At 63.7% G+C, this 20549-nt stretch carries 24 protein-coding genes; 7 read left to right on the forward strand and 17 right to left on the reverse strand.

Annotated elements, in window-relative coordinates; genetic code table 11:
- Positions 1-12: 12 nt before the first annotated feature.
- Both rpiA and ACSSV4_RS21040 read right to left on the reverse strand, forming a co-directional pair.
- Complete coding sequence (gene rpiA / locus ACSSV4_RS21035; protein WP_454277022.1) at positions 13-801, reverse strand: ribose-5-phosphate isomerase RpiA; 789 nt, start codon at positions 799-801, stop codon at positions 13-15.
- An 85-nt stretch (positions 802-886) separates the two neighbouring features.
- Entirely contained in the window at positions 887-1312 is a 426-nt protein-coding gene (locus tag ACSSV4_RS21040; RefSeq protein ID WP_454277023.1) for a tellurite resistance TerB family protein, read from the reverse strand.
- Between the two features lie 118 nt (positions 1313-1430).
- Here ACSSV4_RS21040 and ACSSV4_RS21045 point away from each other — a divergent pair, with 118 nt between their 5' ends.
- Positions 1431-3005 carry a lysine--tRNA ligase gene (locus ACSSV4_RS21045; RefSeq protein ID WP_454277024.1) on the forward strand — a complete coding sequence of 525 codons (1575 nt, stop codon included), beginning with the start codon at positions 1431-1433 and terminating at the stop codon, positions 3003-3005.
- 64 nt (positions 3006-3069) lie between these two features.
- A complete protein-coding gene (locus ACSSV4_RS21050; protein WP_454277025.1) occupies positions 3070-3468 on the forward strand; it encodes a c-type cytochrome in 399 nt (132 codons plus the stop codon).
- A gap of 7 nt (positions 3469-3475) precedes the next feature.
- Here the strand turns inward: ACSSV4_RS21050 and ACSSV4_RS21055 are convergent, their stop codons facing one another.
- From ACSSV4_RS21055 to ACSSV4_RS21085, 7 genes are all read right to left on the reverse strand, one after another.
- Positions 3476-3775, reverse strand: a complete 300-nt coding sequence (locus tag ACSSV4_RS21055; protein ID WP_454277026.1) for a 4Fe-4S dicluster domain-containing protein — start codon at positions 3773-3775, stop codon at positions 3476-3478.
- Between the two features lie 125 nt (positions 3776-3900).
- Positions 3901-4227: a DUF3775 domain-containing protein gene (locus ACSSV4_RS21060; protein ID WP_454277027.1), complete on the reverse strand. Its 327-nt coding sequence runs from the start codon at positions 4225-4227 to the stop codon at positions 3901-3903.
- 65 nt (positions 4228-4292) lie between these two features.
- Positions 4293-5027, reverse strand: coding sequence for an SDR family NAD(P)-dependent oxidoreductase (locus tag ACSSV4_RS21065; protein WP_454277028.1), 735 nt, complete (start codon positions 5025-5027; stop codon positions 4293-4295).
- The gene (locus tag ACSSV4_RS21070) at positions 5024-5584 is read right to left on the reverse strand and encodes a DUF3833 family protein (protein WP_454277029.1); all 561 of its coding nucleotides are present in this window, start codon (positions 5582-5584) and stop codon (positions 5024-5026) included. The genes ACSSV4_RS21065 and ACSSV4_RS21070 overlap by 4 nt, the downstream gene beginning before the upstream one ends.
- 4 nt (positions 5585-5588) lie before the next feature.
- A complete protein-coding gene (locus tag ACSSV4_RS21075) occupies positions 5589-6830 on the reverse strand; it encodes an MFS transporter (RefSeq protein WP_454277030.1) in 1242 nt (413 codons plus the stop codon).
- Entirely contained in the window at positions 6827-7582 is a 756-nt protein-coding gene (locus ACSSV4_RS21080; RefSeq protein WP_454277031.1) for a DUF1365 domain-containing protein, read from the reverse strand. The genes ACSSV4_RS21075 and ACSSV4_RS21080 overlap by 4 nt, the downstream gene beginning before the upstream one ends.
- Positions 7579-8877 (reverse strand): NAD(P)/FAD-dependent oxidoreductase, encoded by a 1299-nt coding sequence (locus ACSSV4_RS21085; RefSeq protein WP_454277032.1) that lies wholly within the window; start codon positions 8875-8877, stop codon positions 7579-7581. The genes ACSSV4_RS21080 and ACSSV4_RS21085 overlap by 4 nt, the downstream gene beginning before the upstream one ends.
- Positions 8878-8996: 119 nt before the next feature.
- Here ACSSV4_RS21085 and ACSSV4_RS21090 point away from each other — a divergent pair, with 119 nt between their 5' ends.
- Entirely contained in the window at positions 8997-9665 is a 669-nt protein-coding gene (locus ACSSV4_RS21090; protein WP_454277033.1) for a sigma-70 family RNA polymerase sigma factor, read from the forward strand.
- 10 nt (positions 9666-9675) lie between these two features.
- Positions 9676-10323: a ChrR family anti-sigma-E factor gene (locus ACSSV4_RS21095; protein ID WP_454277034.1), complete on the forward strand. Its 648-nt coding sequence runs from the start codon at positions 9676-9678 to the stop codon at positions 10321-10323.
- A gap of 94 nt (positions 10324-10417) precedes the next feature.
- Here the strand turns inward: ACSSV4_RS21095 and ACSSV4_RS21100 are convergent, their stop codons facing one another.
- Complete coding sequence (locus tag ACSSV4_RS21100) at positions 10418-10711, reverse strand: SCP2 sterol-binding domain-containing protein (RefSeq protein ID WP_454277035.1); 294 nt, start codon at positions 10709-10711, stop codon at positions 10418-10420.
- A gap of 171 nt (positions 10712-10882) precedes the next feature.
- Here ACSSV4_RS21100 and dddP point away from each other — a divergent pair, with 171 nt between their 5' ends.
- A complete protein-coding gene (gene dddP, locus ACSSV4_RS21105) occupies positions 10883-12223 on the forward strand; it encodes a dimethylsulfonioproprionate lyase DddP (protein ID WP_454277036.1) in 1341 nt (446 codons plus the stop codon).
- A 6-nt stretch (positions 12224-12229) separates the two neighbouring features.
- Here the strand turns inward: dddP and ACSSV4_RS21110 are convergent, their stop codons facing one another.
- Entirely contained in the window at positions 12230-12418 is a 189-nt protein-coding gene (locus tag ACSSV4_RS21110; RefSeq protein WP_454277037.1) for a hypothetical protein, read from the reverse strand.
- Between the two features lie 116 nt (positions 12419-12534).
- Positions 12535-13278, reverse strand: coding sequence for a GGDEF domain-containing protein (locus ACSSV4_RS21115; protein ID WP_454277038.1), 744 nt, complete (start codon positions 13276-13278; stop codon positions 12535-12537).
- Positions 13279-13476: 198 nt separating this feature from the next.
- On the opposite strand from ACSSV4_RS21115, the gene ACSSV4_RS21120 reads away from it, so the two are divergent.
- Positions 13477-14688 (forward strand): bifunctional alpha/beta hydrolase/OsmC family protein, encoded by a 1212-nt coding sequence (locus ACSSV4_RS21120; protein ID WP_454277039.1) that lies wholly within the window; start codon positions 13477-13479, stop codon positions 14686-14688.
- A gap of 9 nt (positions 14689-14697) precedes the next feature.
- Here the strand turns inward: ACSSV4_RS21120 and yihA are convergent, their stop codons facing one another.
- The 5 genes from yihA to ttcA form a co-directional block, all read right to left on the reverse strand.
- On the reverse strand, positions 14698-15348 hold the full coding sequence (yihA, locus tag ACSSV4_RS21125; protein ID WP_454277040.1) for a ribosome biogenesis GTP-binding protein YihA/YsxC: 651 nt from the start codon (positions 15346-15348) through the stop codon (positions 14698-14700).
- Positions 15348-16091 carry an MOSC domain-containing protein gene (locus ACSSV4_RS21130; RefSeq protein ID WP_454277041.1) on the reverse strand — a complete coding sequence of 248 codons (744 nt, stop codon included), beginning with the start codon at positions 16089-16091 and terminating at the stop codon, positions 15348-15350. Before ACSSV4_RS21130 ends, yihA begins: the two co-directional genes overlap by 1 nt.
- On the reverse strand, positions 16091-17923 hold the full coding sequence (yidC, locus tag ACSSV4_RS21135) for a membrane protein insertase YidC (RefSeq protein ID WP_454277042.1): 1833 nt from the start codon (positions 17921-17923) through the stop codon (positions 16091-16093). Before yidC ends, ACSSV4_RS21130 begins: the two co-directional genes overlap by 1 nt.
- Before the next feature lie 139 nt (positions 17924-18062).
- Positions 18063-18716, reverse strand: a complete 654-nt coding sequence (locus ACSSV4_RS21140) for a hypothetical protein (protein WP_454277043.1) — start codon at positions 18714-18716, stop codon at positions 18063-18065.
- Between the two features lie 37 nt (positions 18717-18753).
- Entirely contained in the window at positions 18754-19623 is an 870-nt protein-coding gene (gene ttcA / locus ACSSV4_RS21145) for a tRNA 2-thiocytidine(32) synthetase TtcA (protein WP_454277044.1), read from the reverse strand.
- Positions 19624-19968: 345 nt separating this feature from the next.
- Here ttcA and ACSSV4_RS21150 point away from each other — a divergent pair, with 345 nt between their 5' ends.
- Positions 19969-20430, forward strand: a complete 462-nt coding sequence (locus ACSSV4_RS21150; RefSeq protein WP_454277045.1) for a Panacea domain-containing protein — start codon at positions 19969-19971, stop codon at positions 20428-20430.
- Positions 20431-20549: the final 119 nt, after the last annotated feature.

A 20549-nucleotide genomic window follows, 5' to 3' on the forward strand; every position in this document is an offset into this window, starting at 1 on the left:
CGGTTCCTTGTATCAGTCGTTCAGATCGGTGAAAAGATTGTCGGTCTCGACGAAATCGAGCCGGTCTTCCTCGACCGTGCCCTCGTTGATGTCGCGGGTCTCGACCCGTCCGTCGCCATAACCGAGGATCACCACGTCGCAGATATCGAGAAAGAGGCCGTTCTCGACCACCCCCGGCATCTGGTTGAGCGCCATCGAGAGTTGATGCGCGTTGCCGATGCGGCCCAGATGCAGGTCGATGATGTAATTGCCCTCATCGGTGATGAAGGGCCGGTCGCCATTCATCCTGAGCGTCGTGTCGCGGCCCAGAACGTCCATGTTGATCAGCAGTTCCTCGACCAGCGACTTGGTGGTCTGCCAGCCGAACGGGATCACCTCGACCGGCAGGGGGAACGCGCCGAGCGCCTCGACCTCCTTGCCGATATCGGCGATCACCACCATCTGGTCGCTCGCCGTCGCCACGATCTTTTCCTGCAAGAGCGCGCCGCCGCCGCCCTTGATCAGGTTGAGATTGGCGTCGAATTCATCGGCACCGTCGATCGTTACGTCGAGCCATTTGGCCTCGTCGAGGCTGATCACCTCGATGCCCACCTCGCGGGCCAATTCAGCGGTGCGGGTCGACGTCGGCACACCCTTGATCCGCAGCCCGTCCTCGCGCACCATCTCGCCCAGGCAGCGCACCATCCAGGCGGCCGTGCTGCCGGTGCCGAGCCCCACGCGCATCCCGTCCTCGACGAAATCCACCGAGCGTTTGGCCGCCACGAACTTGGCCTTGTCGATGGGCGATAATTCTCCGGTCATGGCAGCGACTCCCCGTGTGTTCCGCCCGGGTTATAGGAGAGTTGGCCCCCGGGTGCGAGGGGCAATTGCGCCACGGTCCGGCGGTTCAGATCGTCATGTGCCGTGCCCGCGCGCCCCGTTCGATGGCCGCCGCGTGCAGCCGGTCGATATTGAGCTCGTAGCGGATTTCCTCGAGCAGTCGCAATTCGCGGTCGTTGAGCGAGCCATCGGCGGCGGCCACATCACAGGCGAGCGCATAGGCGGTCTCGAACAGTTGCTCGGGCAGGTTGTCACGGATCAGGCCGAAGAGGGCGTCGAGCCCATCCTCGACGCTGAACAGGTCGAACACGGTCTGCGACATCACTCTCAGCCGGTCGAGATCATAGGCGGCAAAGATCGGAAGGTTGTTCACCGTGCTCTCGATCTTGACCAGTTCGGCGGTGCGCATGTCCTCGTCTGAGGCGGAAACGGCGATCATGACCGCGACGAGACAGTCCTGCGGGGTCAGCGGGTGGGGGATCGGATCGGTCATTTTGGGCCTTTCACGCCGGGCGGTGTTGCAGTGCAGAATATTGACTGTTCCGCCCCCCCGCAATAGGAACCGGCGAAGCCCAGCCGGTGGCCTGACCGGCGCGAGAGGAGACGATCCGATGTCCGAGATGCGCGAAGCCGCGATGAATTCGAAAGCCTGGCCTTTTGAAGAGGCGCGCCGCGTGCTCAAACGGTATGAGAAAAACCCGCCGAAAAAGGGTCATGTGCTGTTCGAGACGGGTTATGGGCCGAGCGGCCTGCCGCATATCGGCACCTTCGGTGAGGTGCTGCGCACGACGATGATCCGCCGCGCCTTTGAGGTGATCAGCGATATCCCGACGCGGATGATCTGTTTTTCCGACGATCTCGACGGGATGCGCAAGGTGCCGGGCAATGTGCCCAACCGCGAGATGTTGGCCGAGCATCTGCAAAAGCCGCTGACCTCGGTGCCTGATCCGTTCGGCACGCATGAGAGCTTTGGCGCGCATAACAACGCCATGCTGCGCCGGTTCCTCGACACGTTCGGGTTTGAATACGAGTTCATTTCGGCGACCGAGTTCTATGCCTCGGGGCAATTCGACGAGGTGCTGCTGCGCGCCGCCGAGCGCTATGACGAGATCATGAAGATCATGCTGAAATCCCTGCGCGAGGAGCGTCAGCAGACCTATTCGATCTTCCTGCCCCTCCATCCCGAGACGGGCCGCGTGATCTATGTGCCGATGAAGGAGGTCAATGCCAAGGACGGCACCGTGACCTTTGACGACGAGACCGGGCGCGAATGGACCCTTCCGGTGACGGGCGGCAATGTGAAGCTGCAATGGAAGCCGGATTTCGGCGCCCGTTGGGCGGCGCTTGGCGTCGATTTCGAGATGTATGGCAAGGACCATTCCACCAATACGCCGATCTATGACGGCATCTGCCGGGCGCTTGGCATGCGCGCGCCGGAGCATTTTACCTATGAGCTGTTCCTCGATGAGAACGGGCAGAAGATCTCCAAGTCGAGCGGCAACGGGATCTCGATCGACGAGTGGCTGAGCTATGCCGCGACGGAATCCTTGAGCTATTTCATGTATCAAAAGCCCAAGACGGCCAAGCGCATGCATTTCGACGTGATCCCCAAGGCGGTGGACGAGTATCACCAGCAATTGCGCGCCTATGCGGATCAGGACATCACGCAGCGGCTCAACAACCCGGTGCATCACATCCACAACGGCGACGTGCCCGAGAGCCGGATGGTGGTGCCGTTCTCGATGCTGCTGAACCTCGCCTCGGTTTCCGCCGCGCATGACAAGGAGACGCTCTGGGGCTTCATCCGCCGCTATGCGCCCGAGGCGAGCGCCGAGACCCATCCCGACATGGATGCCGCCGCGGGTTACGCGGTGCGGTATTACGAGGATTTCGTCGCGCCCGCCAAGACCTATCGCGCGCCCACCGATCTGGAGCGCGAGGCGCTGACCGAGTTGCGCGATCAATTGGCGGCCTATGACGGCCCGGTGGAGGACGAGGCGCTGCAATCCATCGTCTACGCCGTGGGCCGTGACCGGTTCGACCCGCTGCGCGACTGGTTCAAGGCGCTTTACGAGGTGCTTCTGGGGGCCTCTCAGGGGCCGCGCTTTGGCGGGTTCATCGCGCTTTACGGCGTGCAGGAAACCGTGGCGCTGATCGACAAGGGGCTGGCGGGCGAACTGGCCTGATCTGTATCATTGCGTGGCTTTGGCCCGCTTGCTAGGCTCTTTCCAAAACAACAAGGGGCGAGCGATGCGGACCATAACCATTCTGACAGCAGCGGCACTCGCGGCCTGCGCGCAAACGGTTTCAATGCCGGATGCGCGCGAGGGGGCCGCGATCTATGCCGAGAATTGCGCGCAATGTCACGGGGTATCGGGCAAGGGCGATGGGCCGTGGGCGCCGGGCATGGCGCCGCCGCCCTCGGATCTCACGCAACTGACGATGGACGGGGAATTCCCGCGCGCGCATGTGCTGTCGGTGATCGACGGCTATGACCGTACCGGCCTGCCGGGCAAGGAGATGCCGGAATTCGGGCTGCTGCTGGAGGGCGATACCGTGCCGGTGGATGTGGGCGACGGGGTGCTGACGCCCACGCCGCGCCCGCTTGCGGCGCTGATGGCCTATCTGGAGAGCATTCAGGACAGTTGAGCGCGGCTCAGAGCGGGACGTCTCGCGTGCGTTCCTGGATCAGGATCTGGCGCAGGCCGTCGCGCATGCGCGGGGTCAGTTCGATCGCGCCGTGGCTGCACACATCGGCGCAGAGCCCGCATTCGCCACAGCCCCTTGACGTGCGCAACCGCGCAAGAAGGTCCGGGCCGAGATAGATCAGGCCCGACGGGCAGATGTCGGCGCAGTCGCCGCAGCCGGTGCAAAGCTCGGCGAAATCACGCGTGGATGCCGCCCCCGGTGGGCGCAGCGCCTCTGCGCGGTATCTGGTTTCCTGATCAGCCAACATCGCGCGCCCTCCCGTTCCCGCGAATATCCGGTCAACCCTGCCACCTGAAGGCATTCATGATACTGCAAGCCCCCCGGATCATTGATCTGTGTCACATTTAGTTGACAGTTGGCAATGATTCTCGGCTAGCCGCCCCGGATCAGTTCGTCCTCGTCATCCGAGGCCGACAGGCCGAGCGCATCGAGGCCGTTTTCCAGATGGTCCGACAGATGTGGTGTGCCGAGCAGGTAATCCGCGCACGGTGTCGTGGCCTCTTCATAGGCGGTGCGCTTGGCCTCTTGCAGATCCTCGGGTTCGAAGCTGCCGCGCCCGATCCACATGACGGCGACGAGGCTTGCCTGTTCCTCCTCGGTCAATCGGTCGATGAAGGCGCGCAGTTCGCCCTCGGCCCGGTCCAGTTCCCGGGACATGAGAATGATCTGCGCGATCTTGTGCACTGTGATGTCGATCATGGCATCCCTCCTGTTGCGCCAGTCTAGCACAGGAATGCCGGTCCGGTCGTCCCCCGTCCTTGATCTCACGCAAATAGCCGGTAATAGGCCCAGTCCGGCAAAAAGCGTGACAGGCGAAAGACATAGCTGAAGAGGCGCGGGAAATGGCGCTGAAAGGCGGTGGCATCGCACATCAGTTCGAACATCTCCTGCGCTGCATCCTCGGGCGACATGATGAACGGCATCTTGAAATTGTTCTTGTCGGTCAGCCGCGTCTTGATGAAGCCGGGATTGGCCAGTTGCACGCGCACGCCGGTGCGCCACAGATCGGCGCGCATCGATTCGGCGAGGTTCATGACCCCTGCCTTGGAGGCGGTGTAGCCGATTGCCCCGGGCAAGCCGCGAAACCCCGAGAGCGAGCCCGTGAGCACCACATGGCCCGCATCGCGCGCCACCATGCCGGGGATCACCGCGCCCAGCACCCGCACAGCACCGGTGAAATTCACATCGGCCATCGCGGTGACCTCTTCGGGCTGCCATTCGGTCGAGGGCATCGGCCAGTAGACGCCCGCGAGATAGACCAGACCGTCGATTTCGCCCACTTGGGCGGCGGCCTCGGTCACGCTGGCGTCGTCGCGCACATCCATCGCCACGGCGCGCGCGCGTCCGGGCAGGCGCGTCACCAGATCCTCCAGCCGCTCGGCGTTGCGCGCCGAGACGATGACCTCGGCCCCGGCGGCGCTGATCTTGTGCGCAAGGGCCGCGCCCAGGCCTTCGCTCGCGCCCACCAGCCAATAGCGTTTGCCCTGCCAGTCGGTCATGCTTCCACCCGGCGCATCGTTGCCACGAGTTCCGCCACCTTGATCCCGAACTTGCGGAACTGGCTGCGGTTCACCACCGCGCCGCCGGGGGTGAGATACATCCAGTCTGTCACACTAAGGACATGGCCGCCCGCCTCCTTGGGCAAACGAATGCGATAGGAGAGCCGCGTGGCGGCGCCCATCTGCTGGCCGGTTCCGGGGGCCACAAGATCATCCGCCTCGGCGCGGATGGATCCGTCATTGCCCAGTTCCAGACGCCATTCGCGATCCTGGCTGTTGCCGCTGTCATAGTCGAAATGCTCGCGCATGATGCCGCGATTGCCCTGCCATTGCGCCTCGAAATCGCCAGTGAAGCGCGAGGCGACGCGGCCAAGCGGGCCATAGATCACGCCTTCGCATTTGATCGGGCCGTTGAGATGCTCGCGCAGGTCAAACCGCGGCTCAAGCTGCGCGTAATCCTGTGGGGTCTGTGCGGAAAACCCTGTGAGCCGCTCCTTGAGCAGTGTGAGCACCAGCATGATCGCGGCCCCCAGCAGGATGAAACCAAAAGCGTCCATCGGGTCAGCTCCTTTCCTCAATCGGTGTTCGGGCCAAGAGCGCAATGGCCATGAGTTTGAGCGCACAGGGCAGCCCGCCATAAAGCAGGCTGAGCAGGCGCAGGGCTCCCTCGTCGTTGTCCTGTCCGGCTGAAAACCCGCCCGCCTGCAACAGCGGCAAGAGGCCTACGGCGGCCAGCGCGAGGGTGAATTTCGAGACAAATGACCAAAGGCCAAAGCCTTCGGCAGCACCGGGCGAGATATCCGACAGGCGGCGCGCGAAGAGCGCGGGCAGCAGTGTCATGTCCGCGCCCACCGCCGCGCCCGACACCACGCAGATGATGCCGAAGGCCCAGAGATCACCCGCACCCAGAAGGATGGCCCAGGCAAAGGCCGCGATGGCCAGCACCATGGCCCCCAGCAGCACCGGTTGCGCGCCATGCCGCTCGGCCAGCGCGCCCCACAGCGGGGCGGCGAGTGCGGCGGACAGAAAGAAGACCAGAAGGAACGGCCCCTCCCATCCCGGAGCTTGCAGGCGGCTTTCGACGAAGAACAGAAAGAGCGTGGAACTGACCGCCACGGGGGCCGCGTTGAACAGCGCCACGATCAGCAACCGGCGCGCGGTGCGGTCGCGCAGGACCGGGCCAAAGCCGGTGCCGTCTGGCACATCGGTGGCGTGCCATTGTCCGGTCATGGCGAGGGCGGCGACGAGGGCGAGGGCGACAAAGGCCACCGCGAACCCGGCATAGCCGCCAAGCGTCAGAGGGGCCACGGCGGCGGCACAGATACCCAGCAATGCGCCGGTCTCGCGCCAGCGGGCGAGCCGAAGGTGGCCTTGGCCCGGCAGATGGGCGGCGCTTGCCACGCCTTGGGCGTAAAAGCAGATGGTGAGGTAGCTGAAGGCGGAAAAGACCACCGTGAGCATGCCCGCGAACCACCAGAGCGGCGAAATCGGCGGGGTCACGGCGAACAATCCCAGCATCGCCGCCGCCATCGCCGCGACCGCCACGGCGACACTTATCGCGCGATGCTGCCTGAGCTGCGCGCTTAGCCGTCCGAGCAGCGGATCCTGCACCACATCGAGCAGGCGCAGCACGAAAAGCACCGAGCCAAGGGCTGCCAGCGAGACGCCATATTCATCGACGTAAAACTTGGGCGCGTGGATGTATAGCGGCAGCCCCGCCGCCGCCAGAAGTGCTGCAAAGACGGCGAAGCCGGGCAGTCGCGGGGCAAGGCCCTGAGCGGATATGGTGGCGGCGTGGCTCACCGGCTGATTTCCTCCGAGGGTGGCGGTGGCGGCGAGCGGAACTGCGCACCCTTCCACCACAGCTTGAGCGCCTGCCAGTGGATGAGCCCCAGCACCCGGCGCGAGCCGAACGGGCGGCGCAGCGCGGCCAGGATCAGCCCCCCGGTCGTAAGCGGCTTGCGCGGGCCGACAAGCGTGGCGATCACCCCGCCATTCCCGCCGGTGAAATCGATCCAGATGCCGATCCGGTCGGGCCGCAGATCGAAGCGGAATTCATAGCCGCCCTCGATGCGCAGGAAGGGCGAGACGTAGAAGATCTTGGTGGCATGGAGCCGGTCCTGTGCCGTGATCGGTGCAAGGTCGTCGCGGTGGCACAGGTAGGAATGCCGCTCGCCATAGGTATTGGACACCTCGGCGATGATCACCCGCACGTCATCCTGTGCATCGCGGCAGATCCAGAACGAGACCGGGTTGAAGACATGGCCCAGAACGCGCGGCTGCGTCAAAAGCTCGATCCGGTCGGGGGCGGGCAGGTCACGCTCGGCCAGCGTTTCGCGCACCCAGGCCGCGCCGCGCCCGGCCCTGGGCGCGCCGCCATGATCGCGGTCCCAGACCGAGGCCAGCCTGGTCCGGTTGCGCCCAAAAAGGCGCGGCGCGTCAAGCGGGGCTTCGGCATCCAAGAGCACGTAGTCGATCCCGTAGCGGAACGCATTTTCGACCGCACCCTTGCGCCCATGCCAGGTGTGGCCGGCGATATGATCGACCGCACTCATTCCGCCGCCACCGCCAGAGCGTCGCGGGCGCAGATCGCCTCGGCCACTTCAAGACCGCTCGACAGCCCGTCTTCGTGAAAGCCGTGCCGCATCCATGCGCCGCAGAACCATGTGTTGCGCCGTCCGTTCATCGCACGCACCCGGCCCTGTGCGGCCAGCGTGGCCAGATCATAGACCGGGTGGCGCAAGGTCACCTGATCGTAGATCAGCTCCTCGCGGATGGGGCGGGTGGTGTTGAGGGTCACGAAATGCGGATCGTCCTGCGGGATCGGTTGCAAGCTGTTCATCCAGTAGGTGAGGTCGATCTGGCCGCTGCGTTTGACCTTCGCCTCGGTATAGTTCCAGGACGACCAGACCGCGCGCCGCCTGGGCATCACCGAGGCGTCGGCATGCAGAGTTATGTCGTTGGGCTGATAGGTGATCGCCCCAAGATCGGCGCGCTCGGTTTCGTCGGCATCCGACAAAAGGCGCAGCGCGTCGTCGCCATGGGCGGCGATCACCACCTCATCGAAGAGTTCCCAGTCGCCGCCTGTCGCGCGGATTTTTACGCCCTCATCAAGGCGTACAATCCCGGCCACCGGCGCGCCGAGGCGGATATCGACGCCCTTGGCGCGCATGGCCTGCTCCAGCCGGTCGACATAGGCGACAGAGCCGCCCTCAACCGTGAACCACTGATGCTGCTCGTCATAGCCCAACAGCCCATGGTTCTTGAAGAATTGCACCATCGCATGCGCCGGGAAATCGAGGATCTTCTCGACCGGGGTCGACCAGATCGCGCCGGAAAAGGGCCGCAGGTAATAGTCGCGGAAATAACGCCCAAGGCGCATTTTCTCGATCAGCCCGCCGATGGTCAGCCCCGGCTCCGTTGAGGCGGCAAGTGCGCCGACGTTGAAGCGGAAGATGTCGCGCAGCATGGCCAGGAAGCGCGGGTTGAGCGCGTTGCGCCTTTGCGCGAAGAACGCCGCCGCGCTGTCGAGCCCATACTCAAAGGCTCCGCCCCGAATCGACGCGCCGAAGCTCATGTTGCTCTTGACCACGGGCACGTCCAGCCGATCGAAGAGCGCGGTCAGATGTGGATAGGTGGCATAGTTGAAGACGATGAAGCCGGTATCGACCGGACGATCGCCATGCCTGCCCGCGATGATCGTGCGGGCATGACCGCCAAGGCGCGGTTCCGCCTCGAAGAGGACCACGTTGTGAGAGGCTGAAAGACGCTCTGCCGCGCCCATCCCCGAGATCCCCGCGCCGATGACGGCAATCCTCTTGCGCGCGACAGCGCCTGTTTCGAATGGCATGAGTGGTCTTACCTGCGTTCTGAGTATTGCAAGGACTTACGCGGCGGGGCCGGAAACGGATTAGAAAGAAATCCTAGCCGTCCTGTGATCCGATCCTTGCCTGTCCGCGTATCAAGTCCATGTACACCGATGCCACAATCATTGACGCGCCTGCGCCCTCGCCCGTGACGGCGACGCGTGCTAAGAGGCGGCCAATCGCAGCCAAGGTGGCAGGAACGGCAATCGTGACATTGAAGACCGGAACGACACGACAGTTTGAAAACGAGGACTGGGTGGCCTGCATCGCCCGTATCCGCGACGCTCAGGACGAGGCTGCGTTTGCCCGGCTGTTCGCGCATTTTGCGCCGCGGGTCAAAGCCTTTCTGATGCGGTCCGGTGCGGATGCGACGCTGGCCGAGGAATGCACGCAGGAGGTGATGGCCGCGCTCTGGCAGAAGGCGCACATGTTCGACCCCGCGCGCGCCTCTGCCGCGACCTGGATTTTCACCATCGCGCGCAATCGCAAGATCGATGCGCTGCGCAAGCAGAGACGACCCGAGCCCGAGGATCTGCCCTGGGGGCAGGACCCCGAACCGGACCAGGCCGATGTGCTGGCCCTGCAACAGGAAAGCGACCAACTGGGCGACGCCATCGCCGCCCTGCCCGAGAAACAGAGGGTGCTGATCGAAAAGGCGTATTTCGGCGATCTGAGCCATTCCGAGATCGCCGAGCAGACCGGGCTGCCGCTCGGGACGATCAAATCCCGTATCAGACTGGCGCTGGACCGTTTGCGCCACGCAATGAAGTGAAGTGAATGTCATGACCATGATCAAACATCATCTGACCGATGCCCTGCTGATGGCCTATTCGGCGGGTACCTTGCCCGAGGCGTTCAGCCTGACGGTGGCGACGCATATCTCGATGTGCGACGAGTGCCGTGCCCGGCTGGCCTCTTTCGACACGGTGGGCGGCGCGCTGCTGGACCGGGTCGAGAGTGCCGAGATGAGTTCCGACAGCCTTGCGGCGACGATGGCGCTCATTCGCGGCGGCGCTGCGGTCGAGAAACCGGCGCCGCGCGGGGCATCGCATGGCGTGCCCGCGCCGCTGCGCGACTATATCGGCGGCGATCTGGACAGCGTGCGCTGGCGGTCCGTGGGCATGGGGGTCAAACAGGCGATCCTGTCCACCTCGCGCGAGGCCACGGCGCGGCTGCTCTATATCCCCGCCGGGGCCTCGGTGCCGGATCATGGCCATCGCGGCACCGAACTGACGCTGGTCCTGCAAGGCGCGTTTGTCGACGAGGTCGATCATTTCGGCCCCGGCGATATCGAGGTGGCGAACGAAGACCTGAACCACACGCCGGTGGCGGATATCGGCGCAGATTGCATCTGCCTTGCGGCGACCGACGCGCCGCTGCGCTTTCGTGCGCTCATGCCGCGCCTCGCGCAGCCTTTCCTGCGCATCTGAGATCTGCCCCTGCGGATTGCGAGTGCCCGCCCCTGTCCTCCAGCCATCGGGCGGCGCCGCGACCCGCGCGCGCAGTGGCGCGTGTCGGGGAGGATCAGCCGTCGGTCAGGATGCTGCTGACCTTGAGCGCGCGTTGCACATTGCCCTCGACCTTCAGCTTGCCCGACATGTAGGCCATGACCGGGTTTTGCGCGCCTGAGAGGATGTTGCGGAACACCTCGTCGCTGGCCGACAGGACCACATCTGCCGCCTCGTCGCCCGGTGCGGCCCCGTCTTCTGTCAGCATGACGGTGCCGTGATCGGCGATGATCAGCTTGGCCACCCCCTTGATGCGCCCACGCGCCCTAGGGGTGAGGGTGGTGATATAGTCGTCGATGATAGTGGTCATGAAAGGGCTCCTTTGCGGGCGGATCATCGCCCTGGCGCGCGCCGATTCAAGCGAAACCTCGCGTCACGCAATATGGGCGGCAAGAATGCGACACCGCGCCATGTCGCAATCGGGCGCGCCCCGCGCAAGGTACTGGGCACTCTTGTCACATGGGCAGGAGGAGGGCCGCCGATGAACACCCATTACCGCGACACCCGCAAGATCGACCCGTCGCGCGGGGCCACCCTGGGCGACAACACCCCCAACGATGCCGACCGGATCGAGATCGGGCCCACCCGATTGGCCTTTGCCGAATGGGCGGCGGCGGGGCTGGAGTTGCCCGACCTTCAGGAGATGCGCCGCTATCGCTGGGCGCGGTTGACGCGGCATATCGTGGATCGCGACTACGCGGGTCTTCTGATGTTCGACCCGCTCAACATCCGCTACGCCACCGACAGCACCAACATGCAACTGTGGAACGCGCATAACCCGTTCCGCGCCGTGCTGCTCTGTGCCGACGGGCACATGGTGATGTGGGATTACAAGAACGCACCGTTCCTGTCGTCGTTCAACCCGCTGGTGCGCGAGGTGCGCTCTGGCGCGGATCTGTTTTATTTCGACCGGGGCGACAAGGTGGATGTGGCCGCCGATGTCTTTGCGAATGACGTGCGCGCGATCCTCTCCGAGCATGCGCCGGGCAACCGGCGGCTGGCGGTGGACAAGCCGATGCTGCATGGTCTGCGCGCGCTCGAGGCGCAGGGGTTCACGGTGATGGAGGGCGAGGAGGTCACCGAGAAGGCCCGAAGCGTCAAGGGACCGGATGAAATTCGCGCCATGCGCTGCGCGAGCTACGCCTGCGAGGCTTCGGTCGCGGCGATGGAGGCGTTTGCGCGCGCCAATGTGCCGCTCGGCCAGACCAGCGAGGATGACATCTGGGCGGTGCTGCATGCCGAGAACATCCGGCGCGGCGGTGAATGGATCGAGACGCGGCTCTTGGCCTCGGGGCCGCGCACCAACCCGTGGTTTCAGGAATGCGGACCGCGCCTCGTGCAGAATAACGAGATCCTCAGTTTCGACACTGACCTCATTGGCTCTTACGGCATATGCGTCGATATCTCGCGCAGCTGGTGGATCGGCGATGTGCGTCCGCGGCCCGACATGATCCACGCCATGCGCCACGCGGTCGAGCATATCCGGACCAATATGGAGATGCTCAGGCCCGGCGTGATGATCCCCGAGTTGAGCGCCAATACCCATGTTCTGGAGGAGCGCTATCAGGCGCAGAAATACGGCTGTCTGATGCATGGTGTCGGGCTCTGTGACGAGTGGCCGCTGGTGGCCTATCCGGATCACGCGGTGCCCGGTGCGTTCGATTACCCGCTCGAGGCGGGCATGGTGCTCTGCGTCGAGGCGCTGGTGGGCGAGGTGGGGGGCGATTTCTCGATCAAGCTGGAGGATCAGGTTCTCATCACCGAGGACGGCTATGAGAACCTGACGCGCTATCCGTTCGACGCGGCGCTGATGGGCGAGTGACCCCGGTCAGTTCGAGCGGCGCACATTGCCGTGCCAGTCCTCGTGGACGGGCGCGGCGGAGTCTGTGGTTTGCGGCTCCGGCGCGGAGCTTGAGGCGAGGATCGCAACAAGCAGCGCCAGAAGGCCTAACCCCAGAGCAAAGCGGGGAATACGACCGGGGCGAGAGGCGGGGGTGAGATGGATATCGTGGGGCATCGTGCTGTCCTTTGCTTGGCGGGTACGGGACAAAAGGTAGGCACGCGTCTTCAATCATTAAAACGAATGTTTGGTATGATTGAGATCATTTTTCGTGATGATTTGTCCTGATTCCGTCAACTCACCTCGCGGAGCGTTGCCGGTCCCTCCAGCCCTGTGTGATAGCGACACACGCGGTCACGTCCGGCATGCTTGGCCTGATACAGCGCCCGGTCGGCCTGCTCGATCGCCTGATCCATGTCGCCGCCTGGTTGCAGCGACCCGACACCGAAACTCGCGGTCAGCGACAGGCTGCGCTCTCCGACGTAAATCGGGCTCTCGCGCACCCTATCGGCGAGGCGGTCTGCGACCGCGCCCCCCTGTTCGATGCTAGCCCCCGGCAGCACGATCACGAATTCCTCGCCCCCGAACCGCGCGACAAGGTCCGTGCCCCGACAATTGCTGGCCAGGATGGTCGCGAATTGGCGCAGGGCCTGATCGCCGGCGAAATGGCCATGGCAATCGTTGAACCCCTTGAAATGGTCGATATCCGCGACGATCACCGCGCAGGGCTGGCCTTTTAGCGCGGCCACGGCCTCGTGAAAGCTGGCGCGCGTGCGCACACCGGTCAGCAGATCGTGATGCAGCGCATGTTCCAGCCGCGCGCTGAGTTCCTGCACGGCCCGAAGACGCCGCGCGACGATCCAGCCAATCGGCGCGGCGATCATCACCGCCATCGCGGCCCCCGGCACAAGCGTAGGCATCAGAAGCTCGGGCGGCAGCATCAAGGGGCGCAACGCCGCGCTGATCGCCAGAACGATCAGTGACATCGCCACCGTAAAGCGGATCTGATCCCCGCGCGTTTCGACCTGCCACGGCATGGACACCCCTCTCTGTCAACCCCGGTCAAGGATGGCGCGCAACCGTTAACGACCGATGGCTGCTGCCCTGCGAAATGCGCGGGATTTGAGGAAATTGCGACAAAGCCTCACCTTCGCGTGACGGGATCCGGCGGGGGGTGGTGGAGCGGGGGGCGGCTGCCTAGTCTCAGGACAACGCGATTTGCAAGAGGACCTGCCATGCCCACCGAACGCCTCACCTTCACCGGACATTCCGGCGACGATCTCGTCGCGCGGCTCGATCTGCCGGAGGGGCCGCATCTGGCCACCGCTCTTTTTGCGCATTGCTTTACCTGCTCCAAGGACATTCCAGCCGCCCGGCGAATCGCCGCGCGGCTGGCCGGTGCGGGCATTGCCGTGCTTCGCTTCGATTTCACCGGGCTGGGCCATTCGGGGGGCGAATTCGAGAACACCTCCTTCACGTCGAATGTGCGCGATCTGGAACTCGCCGCCGAGGCACTCAGCGTGCGCGACATGGCCCCGCGCCTGCTGATCGGTCATAGTCTGGGCGGTGCGGCGGTGCTCGCGGCAGCGGGCAGCATCGACAGCGTGCGCGCCGTCGCCACCATCGGCGCGCCGTTCGATCCGAGCCATGTGACCCATAATTTCGAGGGCGCGCTGGAGCAGATCGAGGCGGATGGCGTGGCCGAGGTGACGCTTGGCGGGCGTCCCATCCGGATCAGCCAGTCCTTTGTCGAGGATGTGCGTGCCGAGAACCTTGCTGAGCGGATCGCGCATCTGCGCCGCGCGCTCCTCGTCATGCATGCCACGCGCGACGCGACCGTCGGGATCGAGAACGCCGCCGAGATCTTCAAGGCGGCCAAGCACCCCAAGAGCTTTGTCACGCTCGACGATGCCGACCACCTGATCAGCAATCCCGACGATGCCGAATATGCAGCACAGGTGATCGCCGCCTGGGCCACGCGCTATCTCGACCTTTCGCCGCCGGCACCCCCGCCCGGCGCACCTGAGGGCGTGGTGCGCGTCTCGGAAGCCGATGCAGACGGCTTCTTGCAGGATGTGAACGCGGGCCCCGGCCATCACATGCTGGCGGACGAGCCCTCGGCCTATGGCGGCACCGATCGCGGCATGTCACCCTACGGCTTTCTCGCCGCAGGATTAGGGGCCTGCACCTCGATGACGATCCGCATGTATGCCCGCCGCAAGGGCTGGCCGCTCGATCACGTGAGCGTCGACGTCTGCCATGACAAGGTGCATGCGCAGGATGCCGACAGCCGCAGCGATGCCAAGGCCGACAAGTTCACCCGCGTGGTGCGGCTGGAGGGCGATCTGAGCGACGAACAGCGCGACAAGCTGATGGAGATCGCCGACAAATGCCCGGTTCACCGCACATTGGAGCGATCCTCGATCGTCGAGACGCGGGCAGGGTAGCGGGCGGGGCTATTCCAACGTCGCGATTACGGTGCGCAGGGTGGCGATGCCGGAGCCCTTCTCGCTCGATGTGAGGATCAGTTCGGGATAGGCCGCAGGGTGCGGCGCCAGCTTGCCGCGGACCTGATCCAGCACCTTTTCGCGGGCGCTGTCGCTGATCTTGTCGGTCTTGGTCAGCACGCATTGAAAGGTCACGGCCGAGCTGTCGAGCAGCGCCATGATCTCTTCATCCACCGGCTTGATCCCGTGGCGGGCATCGACCAGCACGAAGGCGCGGCGCAGGGTTTGGCGGCCCGAGAGATATTGCTTGAGCAGCGCCTGCCATTTGCGCACCACATCCACTGGCGCGTTAGCATAGCCATAGCCGGGCAGGTCGACCAGATAGCGGCTGTCGCCAAGAGTGAAATAGTTGATTTCCTGCGTCCGCCCCGGCGTGTTCGAGGCCCGCGCCAGTGCCTTGCGCCCGGTCAGCGCGTTGATCAGCGTCGATTTGCCCACGTTCGAGCGGCCTGCGAAACACACCTCCAGTCGGTCGGCGGGGGGCAGGCCGGACATCGCGACCACGCCTTTGACGAAATCGACCGGCCCGGCAAAGAGCTTGCGCCCCAGCTCCGCGCTGGCCTGATCGGGGGCCTCGGCCTCTGGGAAGGGCAGTTGCATCACAGCACCTCTACCGGGGCGCCGACGGCGATGGCGCCGGTCCGGGTGACCTCGGCATAGATGCCGAAATCCTGATGGTTCCAATTGGCGTTGAGCGCGCCCAGGGTGTCGAGGTCGCGCTGCCCCGTGGCAGGGTTGGCAGTGGTCGCCTTGCAGCGTCGGATCGGTTCGCGCACCTGCAATTCCGCCTCACCTATTCGCAGAGTCCGGCCCACCAGATTGAATTCCGCCCACGGCTCCAGCCCGTCCAGATGGATGTTGCAGCGCCAGCGCAGCGGCGAAACCTCCGCCCCCATGTGCGCCGACAGATCGGCGTTCGAGGCAAGATTGAGCAGGCTCACCGACGGGTAATCCGTATCCGTCACCCCGCGCCCGTCGAGCCGGAAGACCCGCGCCGATTGCGCACGGTTCACAGGCATCAGCGGCCGCACCCAATCCAGAAACGCCTGCGCCTCGCGATCGGGGTCAAAGGTCAGATCAGGCCGGTCGGGATGGCTCAGTGTCACCAGCCCCGCCGTCTCGTCCACCTGCGCGTTGATCGCCATCAGCGCCGGGGCCTTGGCTCCGATCGAGAAATTGGTGCAGGGGGCCCATTCGCCCTCGGTCAGCCGCGCCAGCTCATGCGCCACGGCCCAACGCCTGTCCCATGGCATGGCCTGCCCTGCGGCGAGGGTCACACCGGTCAGCGCCTCGCGCCCGTGCCCCTTGATGGGGTGCCGCCAGAGGGCGCTGACCCGTGTCATCACTTCTTCTTGCCCGTATCCGGGGCCGCCTTGTCACGCTTGAAACCCGACATGATGTTGCCGAACACGTCCGGCTTGTAGCCCTGGCTGCGCATGATCAGGTATTGCTGCGTGAAGGTGATCACGTTGTTCGCGATCCAGTAGATCACGAGGCCGCTGGCAAAGCTGCCCAGCATGAACATGAATACCCAGGGCATCCAGGCGAAGATCATCTTTTGCGTCGGATCGGTCGGCGACGGGTTCAGCTTTTGCTGAAGCCACATCGACACGCCGAGGCAGAGTGGCAGGATGCCGATGAAGATCAGCGCGAGGATCGAGCCCGGTTCCGGCGCGGGCCACGGGAAAACGCCCCAGAGGTTATAGAGCGAGGACGGGTCGGGTGCGGACAGATCCTCGATCCATCCGATCCACGGTGCGTGGCGCAATTCCAGCGTGACGAAAATCACCTTGTAGAGCGAGAAGAAGATCGGGATCTGAAGCAGGATCGGCAGACAGCCCGAGGCCGGGTTGACCTTTTCCTTCTTGTAGAGCGCCATCATCTCCTGCTGGAGTTTCTGACGGTCGTCGCCGGCGCTCTCCTTGATCTTCTCCATCTCCGGCTGAAGCTCTTTCATCTTCGCCATCGAGACGTAGGATTTATAGGCCAGCGGCAGAACCAGCGCCTTGATCAGCAGCGTCAGACCGATGATCGCCCAGCCCATGTTGCCAATCAAAACGTTGAGCCAGTGCAACACCGCGAAGATCGGCTTGGTCAGGAAGAAGAACCAGCCCCAATCGATTGAGTCGAGAAAGCGCTCGACGCCTTCCTCGTTCTGGTAATGGCGGATGGTGGCCCATTCCTTTGCCCCGGCAAATAGCCGGGTTTCTGCGACAGAAGTCTCTCCGGGGGCAAGGCTGCGGGTGGCCTGCACTGTCTCGGTCTGGAAAATGCCGCGCTGCGGGTCGTATTTGCTGACCGCCTTGAACGGGTTGCCCTGTTCGGGGATGAGCGTGGTCATCCAGTAGTGATCGGTGAACCCGATCCAGCCATTCTCATTGACCTGGGTGACTTCGGCGGGCGCGCCCTCGCGCGGGTTGAATTCGTAGTCCTCAATGTCGTCATAGTCGATTTCCGACAGCGTGCCGTCGGCCATGCCGACAATGCCCTCGTGCAGGATGAAAAAATTCTTCAGATCATCCGGCCGCCCGTGCCGCGCGAGAATACCATAGGGCGCAAGGCTGACCTCGCTCTCGCCGGTGTTTTCGACGCTCTGGCGGACCGAGAACATGAAATCCTCGTCGACGCTCAGCTGCCGACGAAAGATCAGGCCCGCGCCGTTGTCCCAGATCAGCGTGATCGGGCTCTCGGGGGTCAGGGTCTCGCCCCTCTCAACCTGCCAGAGCGTGTTGGCGCCGGGCACATTGTCGATGGTCAGCCCCGCACCGGGGGCCCAGCCATAGAGTGCATAATAGGGCGTGTCGCTGCCCACCGGCGACAGCAGGCGCACGATGTCCGAGGCCGGGTCGATCGTTTCGTGATAGTTCTTGAGCAGCAATTCGTCGATCCGCCCACCCTGAAGCGAGATCGTGCCGGTCAGGCTCGGCGTCTCGATGTTGATACGCGGGGCATCGGGGGGCTCGGCGGTCTCGGTTCCGGTGGCCGCAGCGCCCGTGCTACCGGCTGGCGCATCCGCCGACGGGGTGGGCGGGGTCAGTTCCCCGTCGGTCGCGGTGACCGGCGCGTTGGGGTCGGTGGGCGCGGTTTCGGGCGGCGGGAACATCACGAACCAGACAAGGATCACGAGAAAGCTGAGCGCCGTCGCGAGAATGAGGTTCTTGTTCTGATCATCCATATCCGGGGGCCGTCCGTCTGTTATCTGTCAGGGGCGTTCAACAGAGTGCGGCCCAAAAGGTCAAGCGGATTCCGTTGTTTTGCAGGCGGGCGCGAGGATTCGTCGCTTGTGCGGCACCGGGGCCAGGTCTGCCGTTGACCTAGCGCCGGGGGGATGGGCCGGGGTCATGGACAAGCAGGGCGGAGGGGCCGCGGCGGGCCGCCTCCTCAAGTGTCACCATGAGACCGTCGAGCAGGGCCGCGCCGGAGCGGACGGCCCCCGCCGGGCCAAGGCAGAGGGCCAGCGACGCGGTCGGATGCAGCGCGGGGTCATCCACGACTTTTTGGTCTTCGACTATCGCCTGGAGCCTGCGGCCAAGCGTGGGAAGTGCCGATTCGTCAAGCCCCGGCACCGGGGCGAGCAGGAGGGCAATCTGGCCGTCGGAGAGATCGAACATCCGGTCCTCGGAGCGCAGCGACGGGCGCAGGCGGGTCAGGGTCAGCGGGGCGACCCGCGCGGGCGTGATCCGCAGCAGGATGCAGGCGAACCTTTGCCTTGTTTTCCGGGTCCTCTCCAGTTCCTCGTCCAGCGCGGCGCGCATGGCGCGTGCGCCTTTGGCGGCATTGCCCATACCCCGCCGATCCCGCGCGTGGTGCTGCGCGATCGGGAGAGCGGCAAGAAAACCAAAGGGCAAGGCAAAGACCAGCGCCTGCGCCCCGAACCATGACAGGGCCAGCGCCACGGCCAGCAGAAAAACCAGGCCGGTGGGCAGATATGCCCGGATCATCCCGTATTTATCAGATAGATGTGCCATCTTTTCCCTCGATGGGGCGCAGCATGGCCGGCAAAGGTTAACGGAGTTTGGGCAAGCCTTCGGGATGTCCGTCGGATTTTAACGGCTCCGTGCTCAGCCCTGTGAAATCGAACAGCTTCGGGTCGAGCAGATGCGAGGGCCGCGCGTTCATCAGCGCGCGGAACATGACCTGGCGGCGGCCCGGCGAATTGGCCTCCCACCCGTCGAGAATCGCCTTGACCTGCTGGCGCTGCAACCCGTCCTGAGAGCCGCACAGATCGCAGGGGATGATCGGATACTTCATCGCCCGCGCGAAGCGCTCGCAATCGGCCTCGGCGACATGGGCGAGGGGGCGGTAGAGAAACAGATCACCCTCCTCGTTCACCAGCTTGGGCGGCATCGTGGCGAGCCGCCCGCCGTGAAAGAGGTTCATGAAGAACGTCTCCAGAATATCGTCGCGGTGATGGCCCAGAACCACCGCCGTGCAGCCCTCCTCGCGCGCGATGCGGTAGAGGTTGCCCCGGCGCAGCCGGGAGCAAAGCGCGCAATAGGTGCGCCCCTGCGGCACCTTGTCGACGACGATGGAATAGGTGTCCTGATACTCGATCCGGTGCGGCACGCCGCGCTCTTTCAGGAACTCGGGCAGGACGGTGGCGGGAAATCCCGGCTGCCCCTGATCTAGATTGCAGGCCAGCAGCTCCACCGGCAAGAGGCCGCGCCATTGCAGCTCATGCAGCACGGCCAGAAGCGTGTAACTGTCCTTGCCGCCCGAGAGACAGACCAGCCATTTGCCCCCCGGCTCCACCATGCCGTACTGCTCCACCGCCTCGCGCGTGTGCCGCACGATGCGCTTGCGCAGCTTGCGGAACTCGGTGCTGGCGGGGGCCCCGTGAAAGAGCGGATGGATATCGTCGGTCTCGTCAAGCATGGGCTGGCTTTAGGGGTTTTGCGGAGGGCAGGCAAGGGTTTGGGGTTGGGTGGATAGTAGGGGTGGGCTAAGTGTTGGATACGCGGTGCAGAAGGACACCTTGGGCGCTGAATGTCATGTTTGGGGTAGGTTAGACGCGATTGGCATGCGAGCTTCGTGCTTAAGGCGTGCATTAGCGATGACATAAATTATTGTAAGGGGACGAGTACGTTTTGTTTTTTAATTTATCGCAAGTACTCCGAAATCTCCTTTGTACGGTTAAAACTTGCAAAGAATGACTTTTACGCCCATTTAATACGTAGGGCGTATCGAAAAGATAAATGCCTATAGCGGAGGAAAGCTAAAATGGCTGCACGTCTAGAAAGTGTTGCCAAATACATCTGCGAGAAATCTGGTTGGACTGTTTCCAATCTTCAGCTGCAAAAGCTGATGTATCTGGCGCAAATGATTCACATGGGACGTAGTGATGGAAAGCCACTATTCGATGGCTCTTTTCAAGCGTGGGACTATGGGCCTGTAGAACCTAACCTTTATCACAAGGTGAAAGGTTTTGGGTCTGGTGCAATTCGGCCGGTATTCTCAGATGCTTTAGACTTTAAAGAAGACGATCCTCGTCGAAAAGTAATGGACGACGTTTGTAAAAGATTTCTGAAATACAGCGCAGGGGATTTAGTTGATATCACGCACGCAGATAAAGGTGCATGGGCTGAATACTATACTCCACGAGCACGCAACGTAACCATACCGGACGAAGCAATCTTTGACGAATACAAAAGACGTAATGCCAAAAAATTTGCCGGAGCTTGAAGAGCCTGGGGACTTAGATGGTTTTTGAGCTGCCCCCCGAAATTCGGACACTGACATAAGCTACGATTTGCAGTCTGCTGATCTTCGACGAGAAGGAGATCAGAGATGTCGAAACGCAA

The organism is Roseovarius sp. MBR-154 (genome assembly GCF_053628595.1).

What these genes read in the sequence shown, in the direction of transcription:
- ACSSV4_RS21090 (WP_454277033.1), top strand. Translation starts at nt 8,997, where the DNA reads ATGTACACCGATGCCACAATCATTGACGCGCCTGCGCCCTCGCCCGTG.
- ACSSV4_RS21045 (WP_454277024.1), top strand. Translation starts at nt 1,431, where the DNA reads ATGTCCGAGATGCGCGAAGCCGCGATGAATTCGAAAGCCTGGCCTTTT.
- dddP (WP_454277036.1), top strand. Translation starts at nt 10,883, where the DNA reads ATGAACACCCATTACCGCGACACCCGCAAGATCGACCCGTCGCGCGGG.
- ACSSV4_RS21070 (WP_454277029.1), bottom strand. Translation starts at nt 5,584, where the DNA reads ATGGACGCTTTTGGTTTCATCCTGCTGGGGGCCGCGATCATGCTGGTG.
- ACSSV4_RS21085 (WP_454277032.1), bottom strand. Translation starts at nt 8,877, where the DNA reads ATGCCATTCGAAACAGGCGCTGTCGCGCGCAAGAGGATTGCCGTCATC.
- ACSSV4_RS21095 (WP_454277034.1), top strand. Translation starts at nt 9,676, where the DNA reads ATGACCATGATCAAACATCATCTGACCGATGCCCTGCTGATGGCCTAT.
- ACSSV4_RS21040 (WP_454277023.1), bottom strand. Translation starts at nt 1,312, where the DNA reads ATGACCGATCCGATCCCCCACCCGCTGACCCCGCAGGACTGTCTCGTC.
- ACSSV4_RS21115 (WP_454277038.1), bottom strand. Translation starts at nt 13,278, where the DNA reads ATGCCGTGGCAGGTCGAAACGCGCGGGGATCAGATCCGCTTTACGGTG.
- rpiA (WP_454277022.1), bottom strand. Translation starts at nt 801, where the DNA reads ATGACCGGAGAATTATCGCCCATCGACAAGGCCAAGTTCGTGGCGGCC.
- ACSSV4_RS21065 (WP_454277028.1), bottom strand. Translation starts at nt 5,027, where the DNA reads ATGACCGACTGGCAGGGCAAACGCTATTGGCTGGTGGGCGCGAGCGAA.
- ACSSV4_RS21050 (WP_454277025.1), top strand. Translation starts at nt 3,070, where the DNA reads ATGCGGACCATAACCATTCTGACAGCAGCGGCACTCGCGGCCTGCGCG.
- ACSSV4_RS21055 (WP_454277026.1), bottom strand. Translation starts at nt 3,775, where the DNA reads ATGTTGGCTGATCAGGAAACCAGATACCGCGCAGAGGCGCTGCGCCCA.
- ACSSV4_RS21060 (WP_454277027.1), bottom strand. Translation starts at nt 4,227, where the DNA reads ATGATCGACATCACAGTGCACAAGATCGCGCAGATCATTCTCATGTCC.
- yihA (WP_454277040.1), bottom strand. Translation starts at nt 15,348, where the DNA reads ATGCAACTGCCCTTCCCAGAGGCCGAGGCCCCCGATCAGGCCAGCGCG.
- ACSSV4_RS21150 (WP_454277045.1), top strand. Translation starts at nt 19,969, where the DNA reads ATGGCTGCACGTCTAGAAAGTGTTGCCAAATACATCTGCGAGAAATCT.
- ttcA (WP_454277044.1), bottom strand. Translation starts at nt 19,623, where the DNA reads ATGCTTGACGAGACCGACGATATCCATCCGCTCTTTCACGGGGCCCCC.
- ACSSV4_RS21120 (WP_454277039.1), top strand. Translation starts at nt 13,477, where the DNA reads ATGCCCACCGAACGCCTCACCTTCACCGGACATTCCGGCGACGATCTC.
- ACSSV4_RS21140 (WP_454277043.1), bottom strand. Translation starts at nt 18,716, where the DNA reads ATGGCACATCTATCTGATAAATACGGGATGATCCGGGCATATCTGCCC.
- yidC (WP_454277042.1), bottom strand. Translation starts at nt 17,923, where the DNA reads ATGGATGATCAGAACAAGAACCTCATTCTCGCGACGGCGCTCAGCTTT.
- ACSSV4_RS21100 (WP_454277035.1), bottom strand. Translation starts at nt 10,711, where the DNA reads ATGACCACTATCATCGACGACTATATCACCACCCTCACCCCTAGGGCG.
- ACSSV4_RS21130 (WP_454277041.1), bottom strand. Translation starts at nt 16,091, where the DNA reads ATGACACGGGTCAGCGCCCTCTGGCGGCACCCCATCAAGGGGCACGGG.
- ACSSV4_RS21080 (WP_454277031.1), bottom strand. Translation starts at nt 7,582, where the DNA reads ATGAGTGCGGTCGATCATATCGCCGGCCACACCTGGCATGGGCGCAAG.
- ACSSV4_RS21110 (WP_454277037.1), bottom strand. Translation starts at nt 12,418, where the DNA reads ATGCCCCACGATATCCATCTCACCCCCGCCTCTCGCCCCGGTCGTATT.